Raw genomic sequence first — 13,641 nt, forward strand, 5'->3', positions numbered from 1 at the left:
CAGGAGGCTGGTGTTTCACGCCGGCCTCCTTTTGCAGTTTGGAAGGGTGTTTGCCTGACCATTGTTTGGCCGGCCTCGGCCGAGCGAAATATGCGCAGGTCCGGTTCCTCCGGTCTGTGAATGGAAGTATGCAGGGTAGGGGACGACAAATCCTTTTCCCGGTGGAGCCGCTGGAATTACGGCGGTGCAGAGATCTAAGAAAGGGATCCTATGGCCAAGGAAGCCACCCGCGTTCGCCGTCGCGAACGCAAGAACATCACGTCTGGCGTTGCACACGTCAACTCGTCGTTCAACAACACCATGATCACCATCACCGACGCACAGGGCAACGCAATTGCCTGGTCGTCTGCCGGTGCCAAGGGTTTCAAGGGTTCGCGTAAGTCGACCCCGTTTGCCGCTCAGATCGCCGCTGAAGACTGCGCCAAGAAGGCTCAGGAGCACGGCATGAAGTCGCTGGAAGTCGAAGTTTGCGGTCCGGGTTCCGGCCGTGAATCTGCACTTCGCGCGCTGCAGGCTGCGGGCTTCATGATCACCTCGATCCGCGATGTGACCCCGATCCCGCACAACGGCTGCCGTCCGCGCAAGAAGCGCCGCGTCTGATCATTTGCATTCAACATGCCGGTGAGGGTGCTGAGGCTCTCTCCCGGTCTTCGGGGCTCGGTTGTCACGATTGGATGGTGACAACGAACGGAAGGCAGAAAACATGATCCAGAAGAATTGGCAGGAACTGATCAAGCCGAACAAGGTGGAGTTCGTCTCCTCCGGCCGCACCAAGGCAACGCTGGTTGCGGAACCGCTTGAACGCGGCTTCGGTCTGACGCTCGGCAACGCGCTTCGCCGCGTTCTGTTGTCGTCGCTGCGCGGTGCTGCTGTCACCGCAGTGCAGATCGACGGCGTCCTGCACGAGTTCTCCTCTATCCCGGGCGTCCGGGAAGATGTGACGGACATCGTGCTCAACATCAAGGAAATCGCCATCAAGATGGATGGCGACGACGCAAAGCGCATGGTCGTGCGCAAGCAGGGGCCGGGCGTTGTTACCGCCGGTGACATCCAGACGGTTGGCGATATCGAAATCCTCAACCCGAACCATGTGATTTGCACCCTCGACGAGGGCGCGGAGATCCGCATGGAGTTCACCGTCAACAACGGCAAGGGCTACGTGCCGGCTGATCGCAACCGTTCGGAAGATGCTCCGATCGGCCTGATCCCGGTCGACAGCCTGTACTCGCCGGTCAAGAAAGTGTCCTACAAGGTGGAAAACACCCGCGAAGGCCAGGTTCTTGACTACGACAAGCTGACGATGTCCATCGAGACGGACGGTTCCGTTACCGGTGAAGATGCGATCGCTTTTGCGGCCCGCATCCTTCAGGACCAGCTGTCGGTTTTCGTCAACTTCGACGAGCCGCAGAAGGAAGCAGAGGAAGAGGCAGTCACCGAACTCGCCTTCAACCCGGCGCTCCTCAAGAAGGTCGACGAACTGGAACTTTCGGTCCGTTCGGCCAACTGCCTGAAGAACGACAACATCGTCTACATCGGCGACCTCATTCAGAAGACCGAAGCAGAAATGCTCCGCACGCCGAATTTTGGTCGCAAGTCGCTGAACGAAATCAAGGAAGTTCTCGCTTCCATGGGCCTGCACCTCGGCATGGAAGTGCCGTCCTGGCCGCCCGAGAACATCGAAGATCTCGCCAAGCGTTACGAAGACCAGTACTAACAGAAAAAAGGCAGCTTGTTCTGCCTTTCCCCGTCAAACAGCAGGTGTAGCACCTGTATGTGCCAGGAAACGGCAGGCAAAGCCTGCATTGAAGGAGAATAGCCATGCGCCACGCTAAAGCCGGCCGCAAGCTGAATAGAACCGCCAGCCACCGCAAGGCGATGTTTGCCAACATGGCAGCTTCGCTGATCGAGCACGAGCAGATCGTAACGACCCTGCCGAAGGCCAAGGAAATCCGCCCGATCGTTGAAAAGCTCGTGACCCTCGGCAAGCGCGGCGACCTGCACGCTCGCCGCCAGGCGATCTCGCAGATCCGCGACGTTGCCGTCGTTTCGAAGCTGTTCGACACGATCGCTTCGCGCTACGCCACCCGCAACGGCGGCTACCTGCGCATCATGAAGGCTGGCTTCCGCCACGGCGACAACGCCGCTCTCGCCGTCATCGAATTTGTTGACCGCGACGTCTCGGCAAAGGGCGCGAAGGATCTCGCCCGCGTTGCCGCTGAAGCCGAAGCTGCTGAAGCAGCCTAAGCCGATCGAAAGCAGTAAATCAAAGCGGCCGGGTGGTGACCACCCGGCCGCTTTTTTATGCGCGGTACTGAAGAGCCTGCCGCCGATGCGCTGAAAGCGCTGACATTCAGGACGCTGCTGGCGTCAAGTCCTTCAGGCTTTCCCGGCGGCGGCCCTGACCGGAACACCGGCGACTTGCCGCTTGCGCTTGAGATAGGGTTTGCGCGCCAGTCGCCAGGCAAGCAGGGTAGCGACGAGGCCCAGATAGAGCATCTGCTCGGGACCAACGACCTTCACCGACATGGCAAAATGCACGGCGCCGGCCGCGGCGATCACATAGGCGAGCCGGTGCAACTTGTTCCAGCGCGGACCAAGCCTGCGGATCGACCAATTGTTCGACGTCAGCGCCAGCGGGATCAGCATCACGAGCGCAGCCATGCCGATGGTTATGAACGGGCGGCGGGCGATATCGGCGAGGATGCCCGAAAAATTTAGCCGTTGATCGAGCAGCATGTAGGCGAGGAAGTGCATCAGCACGTAATAGAAGGCAAGCAGTCCCAGCGCCCGGCGGTAGCGCAGCCAGTTGACGCCGAAGAGATCGCGGATCGGGGTGATCGCCAAGGTCGCGACGAGGAAGCGAAGCGCCCAGAGGCCGAGTAGGTGCTCGAATTCCTTGACCGGGTTGCCCGGAAGCTGCCCGGTCGCGCCGAGATAGAAGGCATAGACGGCCGGCAGCAGGCCGAGGCCGTAGAGTGCCCAGACCGAGGCCGAATGGTAGCGTTTCGGAAGGGCAGGCAAATGGGCCATGATCAATAGTTCGCTCTCAGATCCATGCCGGCATAGAGGCTTGCTACTTCGTCGGCATAGCCGTTGAAGGGCAGGGTATCACGGCGATTGGAGCCGAAGAAGCCGCCGCCGCCGATCCTGTTCTCCGTCGCCTGGCTCCAGCGCGGATGGTCGACGGCCGGATTGACGTTGGCGTAGAAGCCATACTCGTTGGGCGCCGAAAGGTTCCAGGTCGAGGGTGGCTGGGTTTCCGTGAGCGAGATGCGCACGACCGACTTGATGCCCTTGAAGCCATACTTCCACGGGGTGACGAGCCGGATTGGAGCGCCATTCTGGTTCGGTAGCGTCTTGCCGTAGACTCCGACGGACAAAAGGGTGAGGGGGTGGCGGGCCTCGTCGAGCCTGAGCCCTTCGCGATAAGGCCACGGCAGCGGCTGGAAAAAGCCGGACTGGCCGGGCATTTCCGAAGGGCGTACCACCGTTTCGAAGGAAACATACTTGGCGCTGCCGAGCGGCTCCACCTTGTCGAGCAGGGTCGAAAGCTGAAAACCCGTCCACGGAATCACCATCGACCAGGCTTCGACGCAACGCATCCGGTAGACACGCTCCTCGATCGGGAACTTCAGGAGTTCCTCGAGTCCGAATTCCTTCGGCTTGCCGACCAGACCATCGACCGTCACCGTCCAGGGTGTCGGTTTGAATGGCGCGGAATTGGCTGCAGGGTCGCCCTTGCCGGTCCCGAATTCGTAGAAGTTGTTGTAGCTCGTGACGTCGGCCTCCGGGGTCAGATCCTCGTCGACGACGTATTTGCCTTTGGGGGCGTTGAGCGCGCCTGCCAGACCCGCTCCGCTGCCTGCGAGGAGGGCAGCACCGCCCGCCGTGGCTGCGAGGAATGTGCGGCGGTTGAGGAAAATGCTCTCCGGGGTGATTTCGGAGGAGACGATTCGTGGCAGGCGATAGGATGGCATAATCTTTTCCGAGGGTGATTTATGAGCCTTGTCTTGTACGACCTCACCAGACTTTCGATCACCGTGAAAGGGGCGCCGAACCACGTTTTCGTGTGCAGAGCGTGAAGCTCGCCGGTTTGCGTATCTTGCGCCAACATTTGCCTTTTTTCCCGCGAAATCCTATCTGAACGTAGCCGCGACGAATAGGAGAATGCTTCATATGAACTTGGGTCAAAGAGCGATTGCTTCGCTCGTTATCGCCGTTTCACTCGCCTGTCCGGCATTCGCCCAGGACGCCAAAATCGTCCCTCAGTCGCGCACGGAAATGCAGCTGTCTTTCTCGCCGCTCGTCAAGCAGACGGCAAATGCGGTGGTCAACGTTTATGCCGAGCGGGTGGTCGAACGGCGCTCGATCTTTTCCGGCGACCCCTTCTTCGAAGAGTTTTTCGGCCAGCGCATGCCGAACCGCTCGGAGAAGCAGTCTTCGCTCGGCTCCGGCGTCATTGTCGGCAAGAACGGCATCGTGGTCACCAACAACCACGTCATCGAAGGTGCCGACGACATCAAGGTGGCGTTGGCAGACGGCCGTGAATTCCCGTGCAAGATCGTGCTCAAGGACGACCGGCTCGATCTCGCCGTATTGAAGATCCAGTCGGATGGTCCTTTCGAAATTGTGCCGCTGGGTGATTCCGACGCCGTCGAGGTCGGCGACCTCGTGCTTGCGATCGGCAACCCCTTTGGCGTCGGCCAGACGGTGACGAGCGGGATCGTCTCGGCTCTGGCGCGCAATCAGGTTTCATCGGGCGATTTCGGCTTCTTCATCCAGACGGACGCAGCCATCAACCCGGGCAACTCGGGTGGCGGCCTTATTGACATGGACGGTGAACTCATCGGCATCAACACCGCGATCTTCTCGAAGGGCGGCGGCTCGAATGGCGTCGGCTTCGCTATCCCCGCCAATCTGGTGAAGGTGTTCGTTGCGTCGGCAGAAGGCGGCAACGGCGCCTTTGTGCGCCCCTTCATCGGGGCAAGCTTCGAGCCGGTAACCTCTGAAGTGGCCGAAGCGCTCGGCCTCAACAGAGCGCGTGGCGCGCTGGTGACTGCGGTCGTCGATGGCGGCCCTGCTGCTCAGGCCGGCATCAAGCCCGGGCAGGTGATCACGGCCGTCAACGGCATTGATGTCGAGCATCCGGATGCGCTCGGCTACCGGTTGACGACCGTCGGCATTGGCCACGAGGCGCGCGTGACGGTGTCGGAGAACGGCAAGCCGCATGAGGTGACGCTGAAGCTCGATAGGGCACCCGAAACCGCGCCGCGCGATGAGCGGTTGATCGAGGGACGCAACCCGTTCGCGGGCGCTGTCGTCGCCAATCTCTCGCCGCGCCTTGCCGACGAACTGCGCATGTCGACGTCGCTCAAGGGGGTGGTCGTCACCGCGGTCAATCGTGGCTCTCCTGCAGCGCGCATCGGTTTGGAGCCAAAGGACATCGTCCGCTCGGTCAACGGCGCCGCGATTGACAGCTCAAAGACGCTGGAGCAGGTGATGGCCGACGACGCTTCGTTCTGGCGCGTCGAGATCGAACGGGACGGGCAGATCATCCGTCAGTTCTTCCGATGAGCGACCTGTTCTCCGCCTCCGAACCGCCTGAGATGACGTCGGCGAGACCGCTTGCCGACCGTCTCCGTCCGCGCACGCTCGCAGAGGTCACCGGCCAGGAGCATCTGACCGGAGAGGATGGCGTGCTGACCCGAATGATTGCTTCCGGGTCGCTCGGTTCGATGATCTTCTGGGGGCCGCCGGGCACGGGCAAGACCACCGTTGCGCGGCTGCTCTCGGGAGAGGCGGGGCTCGCCTTTGAGCAGATCTCGGCGATCTTCTCGGGTGTCGCCGACCTGAAGAAGGTGTTCGAGGCGGCGCGCGCGCGGCGCATGTCCGGTCGACAGACTTTGCTTTTCGTCGACGAGATCCATCGTTTCAACCGGGCGCAACAGGACAGTTTCCTGCCGGTGATGGAGGATGGCACCGTCATTCTCGTCGGTGCGACCACCGAAAATCCGTCCTTTGAGCTCAACGCCGCTCTTCTGTCGCGCGCCCGGGTTCTGACCTTCAAGCCGCACGGTGAGGAGAGCCTGGCAGAGCTTTTGTCGCGGGCCGAACAGACGGAAGGCAAGGGGCTTCCGCTCGACGCGGACGCTCGCGCCAGCCTGATCCGCATGGCCGACGGCGATGGCCGCGCCGCCTTGACGCTGGCCGAGGAAGTGTGGCGCGCGGCACGGCGCGACGAAATCTTCGACGTCGCGGCGCTGCAAAACATCGTCCAGCGCCGGGCGCCGGTCTACGACAAGGGTCAGGACGGGCACTACAATCTGATCTCCGCCCTGCACAAGTCGGTTCGCGGTTCCGATCCCGATGCTGCACTCTACTACCTCTGCCGTATGTTCGATGCCGGTGAGGACCCGCTCTATCTCGGCCGACGCCTGGTGCGCATGGCGGTGGAGGATATCGGGCTTGCCGATCCTCAGGCGCTCGTCATCTGCAATGCCGCCAAGGATGCCTACGATTACCTGGGCTCTCCGGAAGGCGAACTGGCGCTGGCGCAGGCCTGCGTCTACCTGGCGACCGCGCCCAAATCGAACGGCGTCTACACGGCCTACAAGGCAGCGATGCGCTCGGCCAAGGAAAACGGCTCGCTGCTGCCGCCGAAGCATATTCTCAATGCGCCCACCAAGCTGATGAAGGGCGAAGGGTACGGCGACGGCTATCGCTACGACCATGATGAGCCGGATGCGTTCTCTGGCCAGGATTACTTTCCGGAGAAAATGGGGCGCCAGACCTACTACGATCCGCCGGAGCGCGGCTTCGAACGGGAAATCCGCAAGCGGCTGGAATGGTGGTCAAAGCTGCGCCGAGAGCGCAATTCGACCTAGATTGTCCACCGGTGACCGTGCAGCCGGGCCCGCCTTGTGGCGCACTGGACGAGGGCGAGGGGGTTGGTGGCGCGCCCGTGCCATTCGCGTTCCGTGCTCTCGGCGGGGCTGTGCGAAAAGGCGATCGCGCGGCCCGTCAATCCGGCGACTGAGCTGGAACATACGTTAAGCGGATGACATCCGCGCCAAACCGATCGCTTGCCACAAGCCGCAGCGGCGGCCGGGGACCGGCGAAGAACGGCTTGCCGCGGCCAAGCACGACGGGATGGATGTATAGCCGATACTCATCAACAAGGCCGAGGTCGGCCAGACTGTGGGCGAGCGCGGGTCCGGAGACTTCAATCTCTCCGTACAGTTGCGCTTTCAACCCGCGGATTACTGCCTCGGTGTCCTCTGCGACAAGAGTGGCATTCGGGCCAACGGACTTAAGCGAGCGTGACATAACTCACTTTGGCTGGTGCCGCCACGCCTCAGCATAGGCGCGCTCATCCTCGTCCCACTCCGGATGGTCGTCATCCCAATACCGCATGACTTCGTACATGCGGCGACCGTAAATGCTCCCGGTCAGGCCGCGCGTGTCCTCGATGAAGTGACGAAACAGCAGCCGATCGGGGGCGAACTCCGTGTGGTCGACATACCCATCCAGAGACTGGTTCAATGCGAACACGAGCTTCGCCATGCTGCAGGGTCTCCTCCGCAGTACCTCAATGGGGAATGGGCAATCCTAAGCAGAAATCAAGTTGGTTACAATCGGCCGCCGGCTTCAGTGTTGAGCCGTTTGAGGACGCGATGAGCTCTAAGTTCTGGAGCGGATTCCGCGTTTAGCCTTGCCGCCGATGCAAGTCTGATCTGCCCTTGGGAGCCTTGTTGTCGGAGTTGGAGTGTGAGATAGAAGCCGCATTGCAGACGGCTGCACGGTTCGAGTATGTCGATACCGAACATCCGCGGGGACGGCCTCGCTCCAACGTTAGGAGTTTGACATGGCCTGGTTCCTTCTTCTGCTTGCCGGTATCCTTGAAATCGGCTGGGCAATTGGTCTCAAATACACGGATGGTTTTACGCGCGTTACGCCGACGATCCTGACCGTCGGCTCGATGGTGCTCAGCGTCGCGCTGCTTGGTCTCGCAGTGCGGACCTTGCCGCTCGGCACGGCCTATGCCGTCTGGACCGGCATCGGTACCGTCGGCACCGTGATCCTCGGCATTTTCCTCTTTGCCGAGCCTGCGACTGTCGTCCGTCTTGGCTGCATCGCGCTTATCGTCAGCGGCATTGCCGGTCTGAAGCTCGCTGCCTAACCTAGCGTAGATTGTATGCCGTAACGCGAAGCGCATGTGAGGCGATGATAACTTCACTGTAAGAACGGTACGGGCTGCGCGTTGGTAACGCGCAGCCCGTACTTGTCTTGATCGGCAGCTCTGCCGGCTCCGTCAGCGCAAGGCGTCGAGGACCGCAGCCGCGGCCTGCATTTCCTGCCATCGGTTTTCGCGTCGGCGGAAGGCTTCCTCGTCTGTGCCCCAATGTTCGATCTGCCAGTCCTCGTCGACATGGGCGGCCGCCCAGGTTTCCTCTGCCGACAGCCTGCCAGAGGCGAAGGCAAGCGACAGCAGGGCCGAGCCCGTCAGGCTGGTGACGGAGTGGAGGCAGGTTAGCCCGAGAGGGGTTGCGAAGGCGCGCAGGCCCTCGGCATAGGCGGCAAGCGCTTCCTGCGGCTGCTCCTGATGCATCACGCCTTCTGCGAGGATGAAGTGCGCGCCGAGCGTCTTCTTGGCCCAATCGAGCACCGGATTCCAGATTTTGTTCTGCCGTGCAATCAGGCCCGCTTCGTTCGGACCGCCGGCGCGATAGCACAGGAGATCGGTTCCGGCGAAGCGCAGGATGTCGTCGAACACCGAACGCTGGTCTTTCGCCACGCCATCGAGTGCGGTGTTGACGATACGGGTGATCGGCATCTGGCCGGGATCGATCACCTCGGCTTGCGCATCCCATTCTGTTGCCAGCATGTCGGCGAGCTTGCGCGTCGGTACGGCGAGAAGCTGCTTTGCCGGCGTGCGTACCGGTCGGCCGTCGAGCAGCACGCCATAGGCGTCGCCTTCCGCCTCGGCCACGCTGACTTCCTTGTAGAAACGCTTCGGCAGCGGCTTCAGCATCTGGATCTGCGCGCGGCGGACCGGATCCTCGTGGCTCATGGCACCGCTGAGTTCGTCGCGAATATCAGGCATGATTGTGTTCCATCCATTCAATGATGTCGGCTGGCGTCTGGGCGACGAAATCCGCTCCGGCCTCGATGAGATCGGGCACCGACGCATAGCCCCAGGCGACGCCGATGGCGGCCGCACCTGCGGCCTTGGCCATTTGCATGTCGTAGATCGCGTCGCCGATGACGACGGTGTCCTTCGCGTCGATGCCGGCTTCCGAGCAGCACTCGGTCACCATAGCCGGATGCGGTTTGGACGGGCAGTCGTCGGCCGTTCGAGAGACAAAGAAGATGCTGTCGAAGCCATGCGTTGCGGCGATATGGGTCAGTCCGCGTCGCGACTTGCCGGTGACTGCGCCGATCAACAATGCATCGCGAGACGAGAGCATCTGCATCATCTCGGCAATCCCCGGAAACAGCAGTTCCTGGAAATCCCCTTCACTGCGGACGTCGGTGAAGATCGATTTGTAATGCGCCGTCATCGTCAATGCCAGGTCGTCGACGTGCTCGCGGCCAAGCAGACGGGCAATGGCGATATCGAGTGTGAGGCCGATTATGCCCCTGGTTGCCTCAGCACTCGGGCGTTGAAGCTCGAAGGTCTCGAAGGTACGTGCCATCACCTCGTGGATCAGCCCGCCACTGTCGACCAGGGTGCCGTCGCAGTCGAAGAGAGCCAGTTTCATCAGTCGTCCTCGCTCGCGGCGTTTTCATCGAACCCGAGCAGGTTCCAGCTCTGAACCATATGCGGCGGCAGAGGTGCAGTGATCTGAAGACGGCCACCGTCCGGATGCGGAATGTCGATATGCCGGGCATGCAGATGCAGGCGGTTCTGCATGCCGCCGGGGAACGACCAGTTGATGTCCGCTTCGAAATATTTGGGGTCGCCGATGATCGGATGGCCGATATGGGCGGCATGCACGCGCAACTGATGGGTGCGGCCGGTATAGGGTTCCATCTCCAGCCAGGCGAGGTTCTGGCCGGCCTGTTCGACGACGCGATAGTAGGAGATCGCGTGGTCGGCGCCGTCGTCGCCGTGTTTGCCGATGCGCATGCGGTCGCCGTCGGGCGTCTGTTCCTTGACGAGCCAAGTGGAGATCCGGTCTTCGCGCTTGCGCGGCACGCCCTTCACCAACGCCCAATAGGTCTTCTTGGTGTCGCGCTCGCGGAACGCGGCTGTCAGCTTCTGGGCAGCACCCCTGGTGCGGGCAATCACCAGTACGCCTGAGGTGTCACGGTCGAGCCGGTGTACCAGACGCGGCTTTTCGCCTTTCTGGTTGGTCCAGGCTTCCAGCATCTTGTCGATATGCCGGTTGACGCCGGAACCACCTTGAACCGCGAGGCCGGCCGGCTTGTTGAGAACGATCACCTTTGCGTCTTCGTGCAGCACCATGCGCGAGAGCAGCTCGCCGTCCGGCGAATGCCGGAGGTCGCGGCCGGCGATCGGGCCGGTCTTGGTTTCCTTGGAATCGACCCCGAGCGGCGGAATGCGGATCGTCTGGCCGGGCTGAATGCGCGTATCGGACTTGGCGCGCGCGCCATCGACGCGGATCTGGCCGGAGCGAAGCAGCTTTTGCAGCGGGCCGAAACCCAATCCCGGAAAATGCACCTTGAACCAGCGATCAAGGCGCATGCCTGCCTCGTCACCGTCCACCTGCCTGTGTTCTATACCTGCCATTTGAGCGAACCTGCTTCCTGTTTCCGCAGCACTGCGCGTCGATCCGGAGCTTTCACGTTCAAGGGAACGCAAGAGAGAGGCTCCAGGCGCGCCAAGGCTGTCGCAATCCTTCGATCGCTGCATGGGCGATGTCCTTGAAGCGATGACGGTTGAAGGACGATGCAGCAATGCGCTCAGCCTCCCATTGGACGCCCAGCGCTTGTAGCTGCAGCCTTTAGACTATTGTGCGCATCAGAGCCAGCCCGCTGAAGACCGCAAGCAATGAAAGCACGACACTTGCGGCGACATAGGTGGCGGCAAGCGCGATATCACCGCGTTCGGCAAGCATGATCGCATCCAGCGAGAAGGCGGAAAAGGTGGTGTAACCGCCGAGAACGCCGGTGATCAGGAAGACGCGCATCTCCGGCGAGGCGCCGAATTTGCGCATGATCACTTCCGCCAGCACCCCGATCAGGAAGGAGCCGGTGACGTTGACCCCGAGCGTGCCCCAAGGGAAGCCCGAGCCGAAGCGACGAACCGCCCACAGGCCGGCGAGATAGCGCAGGATCGAACCGATCGCGCCGCCGGCGCCAACGAGGAGGAGGTGTGTCATCGAACGCTCCCGGTCAAATTGCCTCAGGCCAGCCGCTCGGCGTGCCACTTCAGGTGATCGTCCATGAAGGTCGAGATGAAATAGTAGGAGTGGTCATAGCGTTCATGCATGCGCAGCGTCAGATCGATGCCGGTGCCCTTGATCGCCTCCTCGAACAGCCACGGACGCAGGCCGTTTTCAAGGAAGCTATCGGCCTTACCCTGATCGATCAGGAACTCGGGGAAGCGCGCGCCATCCTTGACCAGGGCGCAGGCATCGTATCGCCTCCAGGAGGCACGGTCCGTGCCGAGGTATTTTTCGAAGGCACCGACCGACCAGTCCGCGGTCGACGGCTCGACGATCGGCGCAAAGGCCGAGCAGCTCCTGAAACGATCCGGGTTCTTGAGCGCGATCGTCATCGCACCGTGTCCGCCCATCGAATGGCCGAAGATGCCCTGGCGGCTCATATCCATGCGGAAGTGCTGGCTGACGAAGGCCGGCAGCTCCTCGGTGACGTAGCTGTACATCTGGTAGTGCTCGGCCCAGGGGGTTTCGGTTGCGTCGAGATAGAAGCCCGCGCCCTTGCCCATCTGCCAGTTCGTCAGCTCGTCCGGCACATCGCCGCCGCGCGGGCTGGTGTCCGGGCAGACGACGATCAGGCCGAGCTCGGCCGCCATGCGGCGATACTCACCCTTCTCCATGACATTGGCGTGGGTACAGGTGAGGCCGGACAAGTACCACAGCACCGGCCGCGGCTCGTTGATCGCCTGCGGCGGCACGAATACGGCAAAGGTCATCTCACCCTTGCACGCCTCGGACTCGTGCGAAAAGACGCCTTGCATGCCACCAAACGCGGTGTTCTGGGAGAGGACTTTCATGGAATGCTCCTTGAGTACTGTTCAGCCGGCAAGCTGCACGGCCGCGTTGACGGCGGCGGCGACGAGCACGGTGTTGAAGAAGAACGAAACGATCGCGTGCATCAGGTTGATGCGGCGCATGGCGGTCGTGGTGATGGCGACGTCGGAGGTCTGCGCGGTCATGCCGATGACGAAGGAAAAATAGAGGAAGTCAAAGCCGCCGGGCTCGGGCGTATTGGGAAAGTCGAGACCACGTGCAGGCTCCGGCGTCTGCGCGTTTGGAGCGGGCACCCAGTATATGTGCGCATAGTGCATGGCCGCCATCATGTGGATGGTCGCCCAGCCGAGCACGACCGAGGCAAAGGCGATGCCGAGCGCCAGCGCAGATCCCGTCTTCTCTCCGTTGAGGGCGAAGAACAAGGACACAAGCGAACTCGCGGCCGCCCCGAAAGTCACAAGCAGGATGACGACTTCGGGCTCGTCGGTGTTTCTGGCATGGGTCTTCAGGTGCCGGCCGGTCATCATCCGCAAGCGGCGCCAGCACATGACGAGATAGACGCAGAAAAATGTGATCGCAGCCCCTTCAAGTGCGAATCGTCGCGCCACGAACCAGAGGACTGGCACGCTTGCGAGTGCGCAAAGAATGGCGGTGTAAAACGGCCAGTGCCTGAGCTTCGTCTTCGTCGCTGTCATCCAGATGCCCCTGCGATCTGCAGCGGAAGTGGCTGCCGTATCATCACTTTTTCGCTTGCCGTGCGAGTCGGTCAAGCGTTTCGAGGAAGGCCGATCGATCGCGCTGCGTGAAGGCGGCGTTGTAACCCTTGCTCTCCCCAGTTTCGCGCAGGTGCTGCCCGAGGTCGCGCATGGCCGATGCCATGCCGATATTGCTCTTGTCGAAGATACGGCCGGAAGGGCCGGTGACCAGCGCGCCGGCGGCAACGCAGCGAACCGCAAGCGGTACATCGGCCGTGACGACGATATCGCCCTCATTCGCCCGTTCGGCGATCCAGTTGTCCGCCGCGTCGAAGCCTGCCGAGACGATGACATTGTGCACCATCGGGTCGCGGGAAGGGCGCAGGCCCGAGTTGGCGACGAAGGTCACTTCAAACCCGTGGCGTTCGGCCACTTTCAGGATTTCCGCTTTTACCGGGCAGGCGTCTGCATCAACATAGATCATCTTGAATCAGTTTCTCAACGGGAGCGAAAAGGCGCCGGAAATCAATCGACTCCGACGCCTTTCTGAATCGGATTGTGAAGCAATTCCAGGAAAAGTGCGAAGCGGTTTTCCGTCCGGAATTACGTCGTTTAAGTTACCAAGCAATTCCAGTAAAAGTGCGAAATGGTTTTCCGTCCGGAATTGCGCGACTTCATACTCAGTAGAGAACGACCGAGCGGATGCTTTCGCCGGAATGCATCAGTTCGAAGCCCTTGTTGATGTCCTCGAGCGGCATCGTGTGGGT

The 13,641-nt window shown here is 61.6% G+C and carries 16 protein-coding genes and 1 pseudogene; 7 read left to right on the top strand and 10 right to left on the bottom strand.

Translation table 11 applies throughout. The features are described from left to right. Positions 1-210: 210 nt before the first annotated feature. The 3 genes from rpsK to rplQ all read left to right on the top strand — a co-directional run bounded on the left by rpsK (position 211) and on the right by rplQ (position 2,244). Complete coding sequence (rpsK, locus tag MKZ91_RS29035; protein ID WP_003536496.1) at positions 211-600, top strand: 30S ribosomal protein S11; 390 nt, start codon at positions 211-213, stop codon at positions 598-600. Between the two features lie 103 nt (positions 601-703). Then, complete coding sequence (locus MKZ91_RS29040; protein ID WP_034795592.1) at positions 704-1,714, top strand: DNA-directed RNA polymerase subunit alpha; 1,011 nt, start codon at positions 704-706, stop codon at positions 1,712-1,714. 104 nt (positions 1,715-1,818) lie between these two features. Then, on the top strand, positions 1,819-2,244 hold the full coding sequence (gene rplQ / locus MKZ91_RS29045) for a 50S ribosomal protein L17 (protein ID WP_336174491.1): 426 nt from the start codon (positions 1,819-1,821) through the stop codon (positions 2,242-2,244). Positions 2,245-2,376: 132 nt separating this feature from the next. Here rplQ and msrQ read toward each other — a convergent pair whose 3' ends face one another. Both msrQ and msrP read right to left on the bottom strand, forming a co-directional pair. Next, a complete protein-coding gene (gene msrQ / locus MKZ91_RS29050) occupies positions 2,377-3,030 on the bottom strand; it encodes a protein-methionine-sulfoxide reductase heme-binding subunit MsrQ (RefSeq protein WP_336174492.1) in 654 nt (217 codons plus the stop codon). A 2-nt stretch (positions 3,031-3,032) separates the two neighbouring features. Next, a complete protein-coding gene (gene msrP, locus MKZ91_RS29055; RefSeq protein ID WP_336174493.1) occupies positions 3,033-3,977 on the bottom strand; it encodes a protein-methionine-sulfoxide reductase catalytic subunit MsrP in 945 nt (314 codons plus the stop codon). Positions 3,978-4,176: 199 nt separating this feature from the next. Here msrP and MKZ91_RS29060 point away from each other — a divergent pair, with 199 nt between their 5' ends. Together MKZ91_RS29060 and MKZ91_RS29065 are read left to right on the top strand one after the other, a co-directional pair. Beyond that, positions 4,177-5,574 (top strand): DegQ family serine endoprotease, encoded by a 1,398-nt coding sequence (locus tag MKZ91_RS29060; protein ID WP_336174494.1) that lies wholly within the window; start codon positions 4,177-4,179, stop codon positions 5,572-5,574. Further along, complete coding sequence (locus MKZ91_RS29065; RefSeq protein ID WP_336174495.1) at positions 5,571-6,884, top strand: replication-associated recombination protein A; 1,314 nt, start codon at positions 5,571-5,573, stop codon at positions 6,882-6,884. The genes MKZ91_RS29060 and MKZ91_RS29065 overlap by 4 nt, the downstream gene beginning before the upstream one ends. Positions 6,885-7,020: 136 nt before the next feature. On the opposite strand, the pseudogene MKZ91_RS29070 reads toward MKZ91_RS29065, so the two are convergent. Continuing rightward, positions 7,021-7,563: pseudogene (locus MKZ91_RS29070) on the bottom strand (dihydrofolate reductase family protein). A gap of 301 nt (positions 7,564-7,864) precedes the next feature. Between MKZ91_RS29070 and sugE the strand changes: the two are divergent. Then, positions 7,865-8,179 (top strand): quaternary ammonium compound efflux SMR transporter SugE, encoded by a 315-nt coding sequence (sugE, locus tag MKZ91_RS29075; protein WP_336174496.1) that lies wholly within the window; start codon positions 7,865-7,867, stop codon positions 8,177-8,179. A gap of 132 nt (positions 8,180-8,311) precedes the next feature. Here the strand turns inward: sugE and MKZ91_RS29080 are convergent, their stop codons facing one another. From MKZ91_RS29080 to MKZ91_RS29110, 7 genes are all read right to left on the bottom strand, one after another. Next, on the bottom strand, positions 8,312-9,103 hold the full coding sequence (locus MKZ91_RS29080; RefSeq protein ID WP_336174497.1) for an ATP12 family chaperone protein: 792 nt from the start codon (positions 9,101-9,103) through the stop codon (positions 8,312-8,314). Continuing rightward, a complete protein-coding gene (locus MKZ91_RS29085; RefSeq protein ID WP_336174498.1) occupies positions 9,096-9,761 on the bottom strand; it encodes an HAD-IA family hydrolase in 666 nt (221 codons plus the stop codon). Before MKZ91_RS29085 ends, MKZ91_RS29080 begins: the two co-directional genes overlap by 8 nt. Further along, positions 9,761-10,753 carry an RluA family pseudouridine synthase gene (locus MKZ91_RS29090; protein WP_336174499.1) on the bottom strand — a complete coding sequence of 331 codons (993 nt, stop codon included), beginning with the start codon at positions 10,751-10,753 and terminating at the stop codon, positions 9,761-9,763. Before MKZ91_RS29090 ends, MKZ91_RS29085 begins: the two co-directional genes overlap by 1 nt. Positions 10,754-10,967: 214 nt before the next feature. After that, positions 10,968-11,345 carry a fluoride efflux transporter CrcB gene (gene crcB, locus MKZ91_RS29095; RefSeq protein WP_336174500.1) on the bottom strand — a complete coding sequence of 126 codons (378 nt, stop codon included), beginning with the start codon at positions 11,343-11,345 and terminating at the stop codon, positions 10,968-10,970. Positions 11,346-11,368: 23 nt separating this feature from the next. Then, positions 11,369-12,202: an S-formylglutathione hydrolase gene (gene fghA, locus MKZ91_RS29100; RefSeq protein ID WP_336174501.1), complete on the bottom strand. Its 834-nt coding sequence runs from the start codon at positions 12,200-12,202 to the stop codon at positions 11,369-11,371. A gap of 21 nt (positions 12,203-12,223) precedes the next feature. Continuing rightward, the gene (locus tag MKZ91_RS29105; RefSeq protein WP_336174502.1) at positions 12,224-12,874 is read right to left on the bottom strand and encodes a DUF1345 domain-containing protein; all 651 of its coding nucleotides are present in this window, start codon (positions 12,872-12,874) and stop codon (positions 12,224-12,226) included. 43 nt (positions 12,875-12,917) lie between these two features. Beyond that, positions 12,918-13,358: a YaiI/YqxD family protein gene (locus MKZ91_RS29110; protein ID WP_336174503.1), complete on the bottom strand. Its 441-nt coding sequence runs from the start codon at positions 13,356-13,358 to the stop codon at positions 12,918-12,920. Position 13,359: 1 nt separating this feature from the next. Between MKZ91_RS29110 and MKZ91_RS29115 the strand changes: the two genes are divergently transcribed. Continuing rightward, the coding region (locus MKZ91_RS29115) for a hypothetical protein (protein ID WP_336174504.1) at positions 13,360-13,641 on the top strand (282 nt) is incomplete at its 3' end.

The sequence above is a fragment of the Ensifer sp. MJa1 genome (assembly GCF_037026475.1).
Lineage (GTDB): Bacteria > Pseudomonadota > Alphaproteobacteria > Rhizobiales > Rhizobiaceae > Ensifer.

Excerpts from the sequence above, each read along its gene's own strand:
- MKZ91_RS29040 (WP_034795592.1), top strand. The coding sequence starts at position 704 with ATGATCCAGAAGAATTGGCAGGAACTGATCAAGCCGAACAAGGTGGAG.
- crcB (WP_336174500.1), bottom strand. The coding sequence starts at position 11,345 with ATGACACACCTCCTCCTCGTTGGCGCCGGCGGCGCGATCGGTTCGATC.
- MKZ91_RS29110 (WP_336174503.1), bottom strand. The coding sequence starts at position 13,358 with ATGATCTATGTTGATGCAGACGCCTGCCCGGTAAAAGCGGAAATCCTG.
- msrQ (WP_336174492.1), bottom strand. The coding sequence starts at position 3,030 with ATGGCCCATTTGCCTGCCCTTCCGAAACGCTACCATTCGGCCTCGGTC.
- msrP (WP_336174493.1), bottom strand. The coding sequence starts at position 3,977 with ATGCCATCCTATCGCCTGCCACGAATCGTCTCCTCCGAAATCACCCCG.
- MKZ91_RS29105 (WP_336174502.1), bottom strand. The coding sequence starts at position 12,874 with ATGACAGCGACGAAGACGAAGCTCAGGCACTGGCCGTTTTACACCGCC.
- rplQ (WP_336174491.1), top strand. The coding sequence starts at position 1,819 with ATGCGCCACGCTAAAGCCGGCCGCAAGCTGAATAGAACCGCCAGCCAC.
- MKZ91_RS29080 (WP_336174497.1), bottom strand. The coding sequence starts at position 9,103 with ATGCCTGATATTCGCGACGAACTCAGCGGTGCCATGAGCCACGAGGAT.
- MKZ91_RS29090 (WP_336174499.1), bottom strand. The coding sequence starts at position 10,753 with ATGGCAGGTATAGAACACAGGCAGGTGGACGGTGACGAGGCAGGCATG.
- MKZ91_RS29060 (WP_336174494.1), top strand. The coding sequence starts at position 4,177 with ATGAACTTGGGTCAAAGAGCGATTGCTTCGCTCGTTATCGCCGTTTCA.
- fghA (WP_336174501.1), bottom strand. The coding sequence starts at position 12,202 with ATGAAAGTCCTCTCCCAGAACACCGCGTTTGGTGGCATGCAAGGCGTC.
- MKZ91_RS29085 (WP_336174498.1), bottom strand. The coding sequence starts at position 9,761 with ATGAAACTGGCTCTCTTCGACTGCGACGGCACCCTGGTCGACAGTGGC.
- rpsK (WP_003536496.1), top strand. The coding sequence starts at position 211 with ATGGCCAAGGAAGCCACCCGCGTTCGCCGTCGCGAACGCAAGAACATC.
- sugE (WP_336174496.1), top strand. The coding sequence starts at position 7,865 with ATGGCCTGGTTCCTTCTTCTGCTTGCCGGTATCCTTGAAATCGGCTGG.
- MKZ91_RS29065 (WP_336174495.1), top strand. The coding sequence starts at position 5,571 with ATGAGCGACCTGTTCTCCGCCTCCGAACCGCCTGAGATGACGTCGGCG.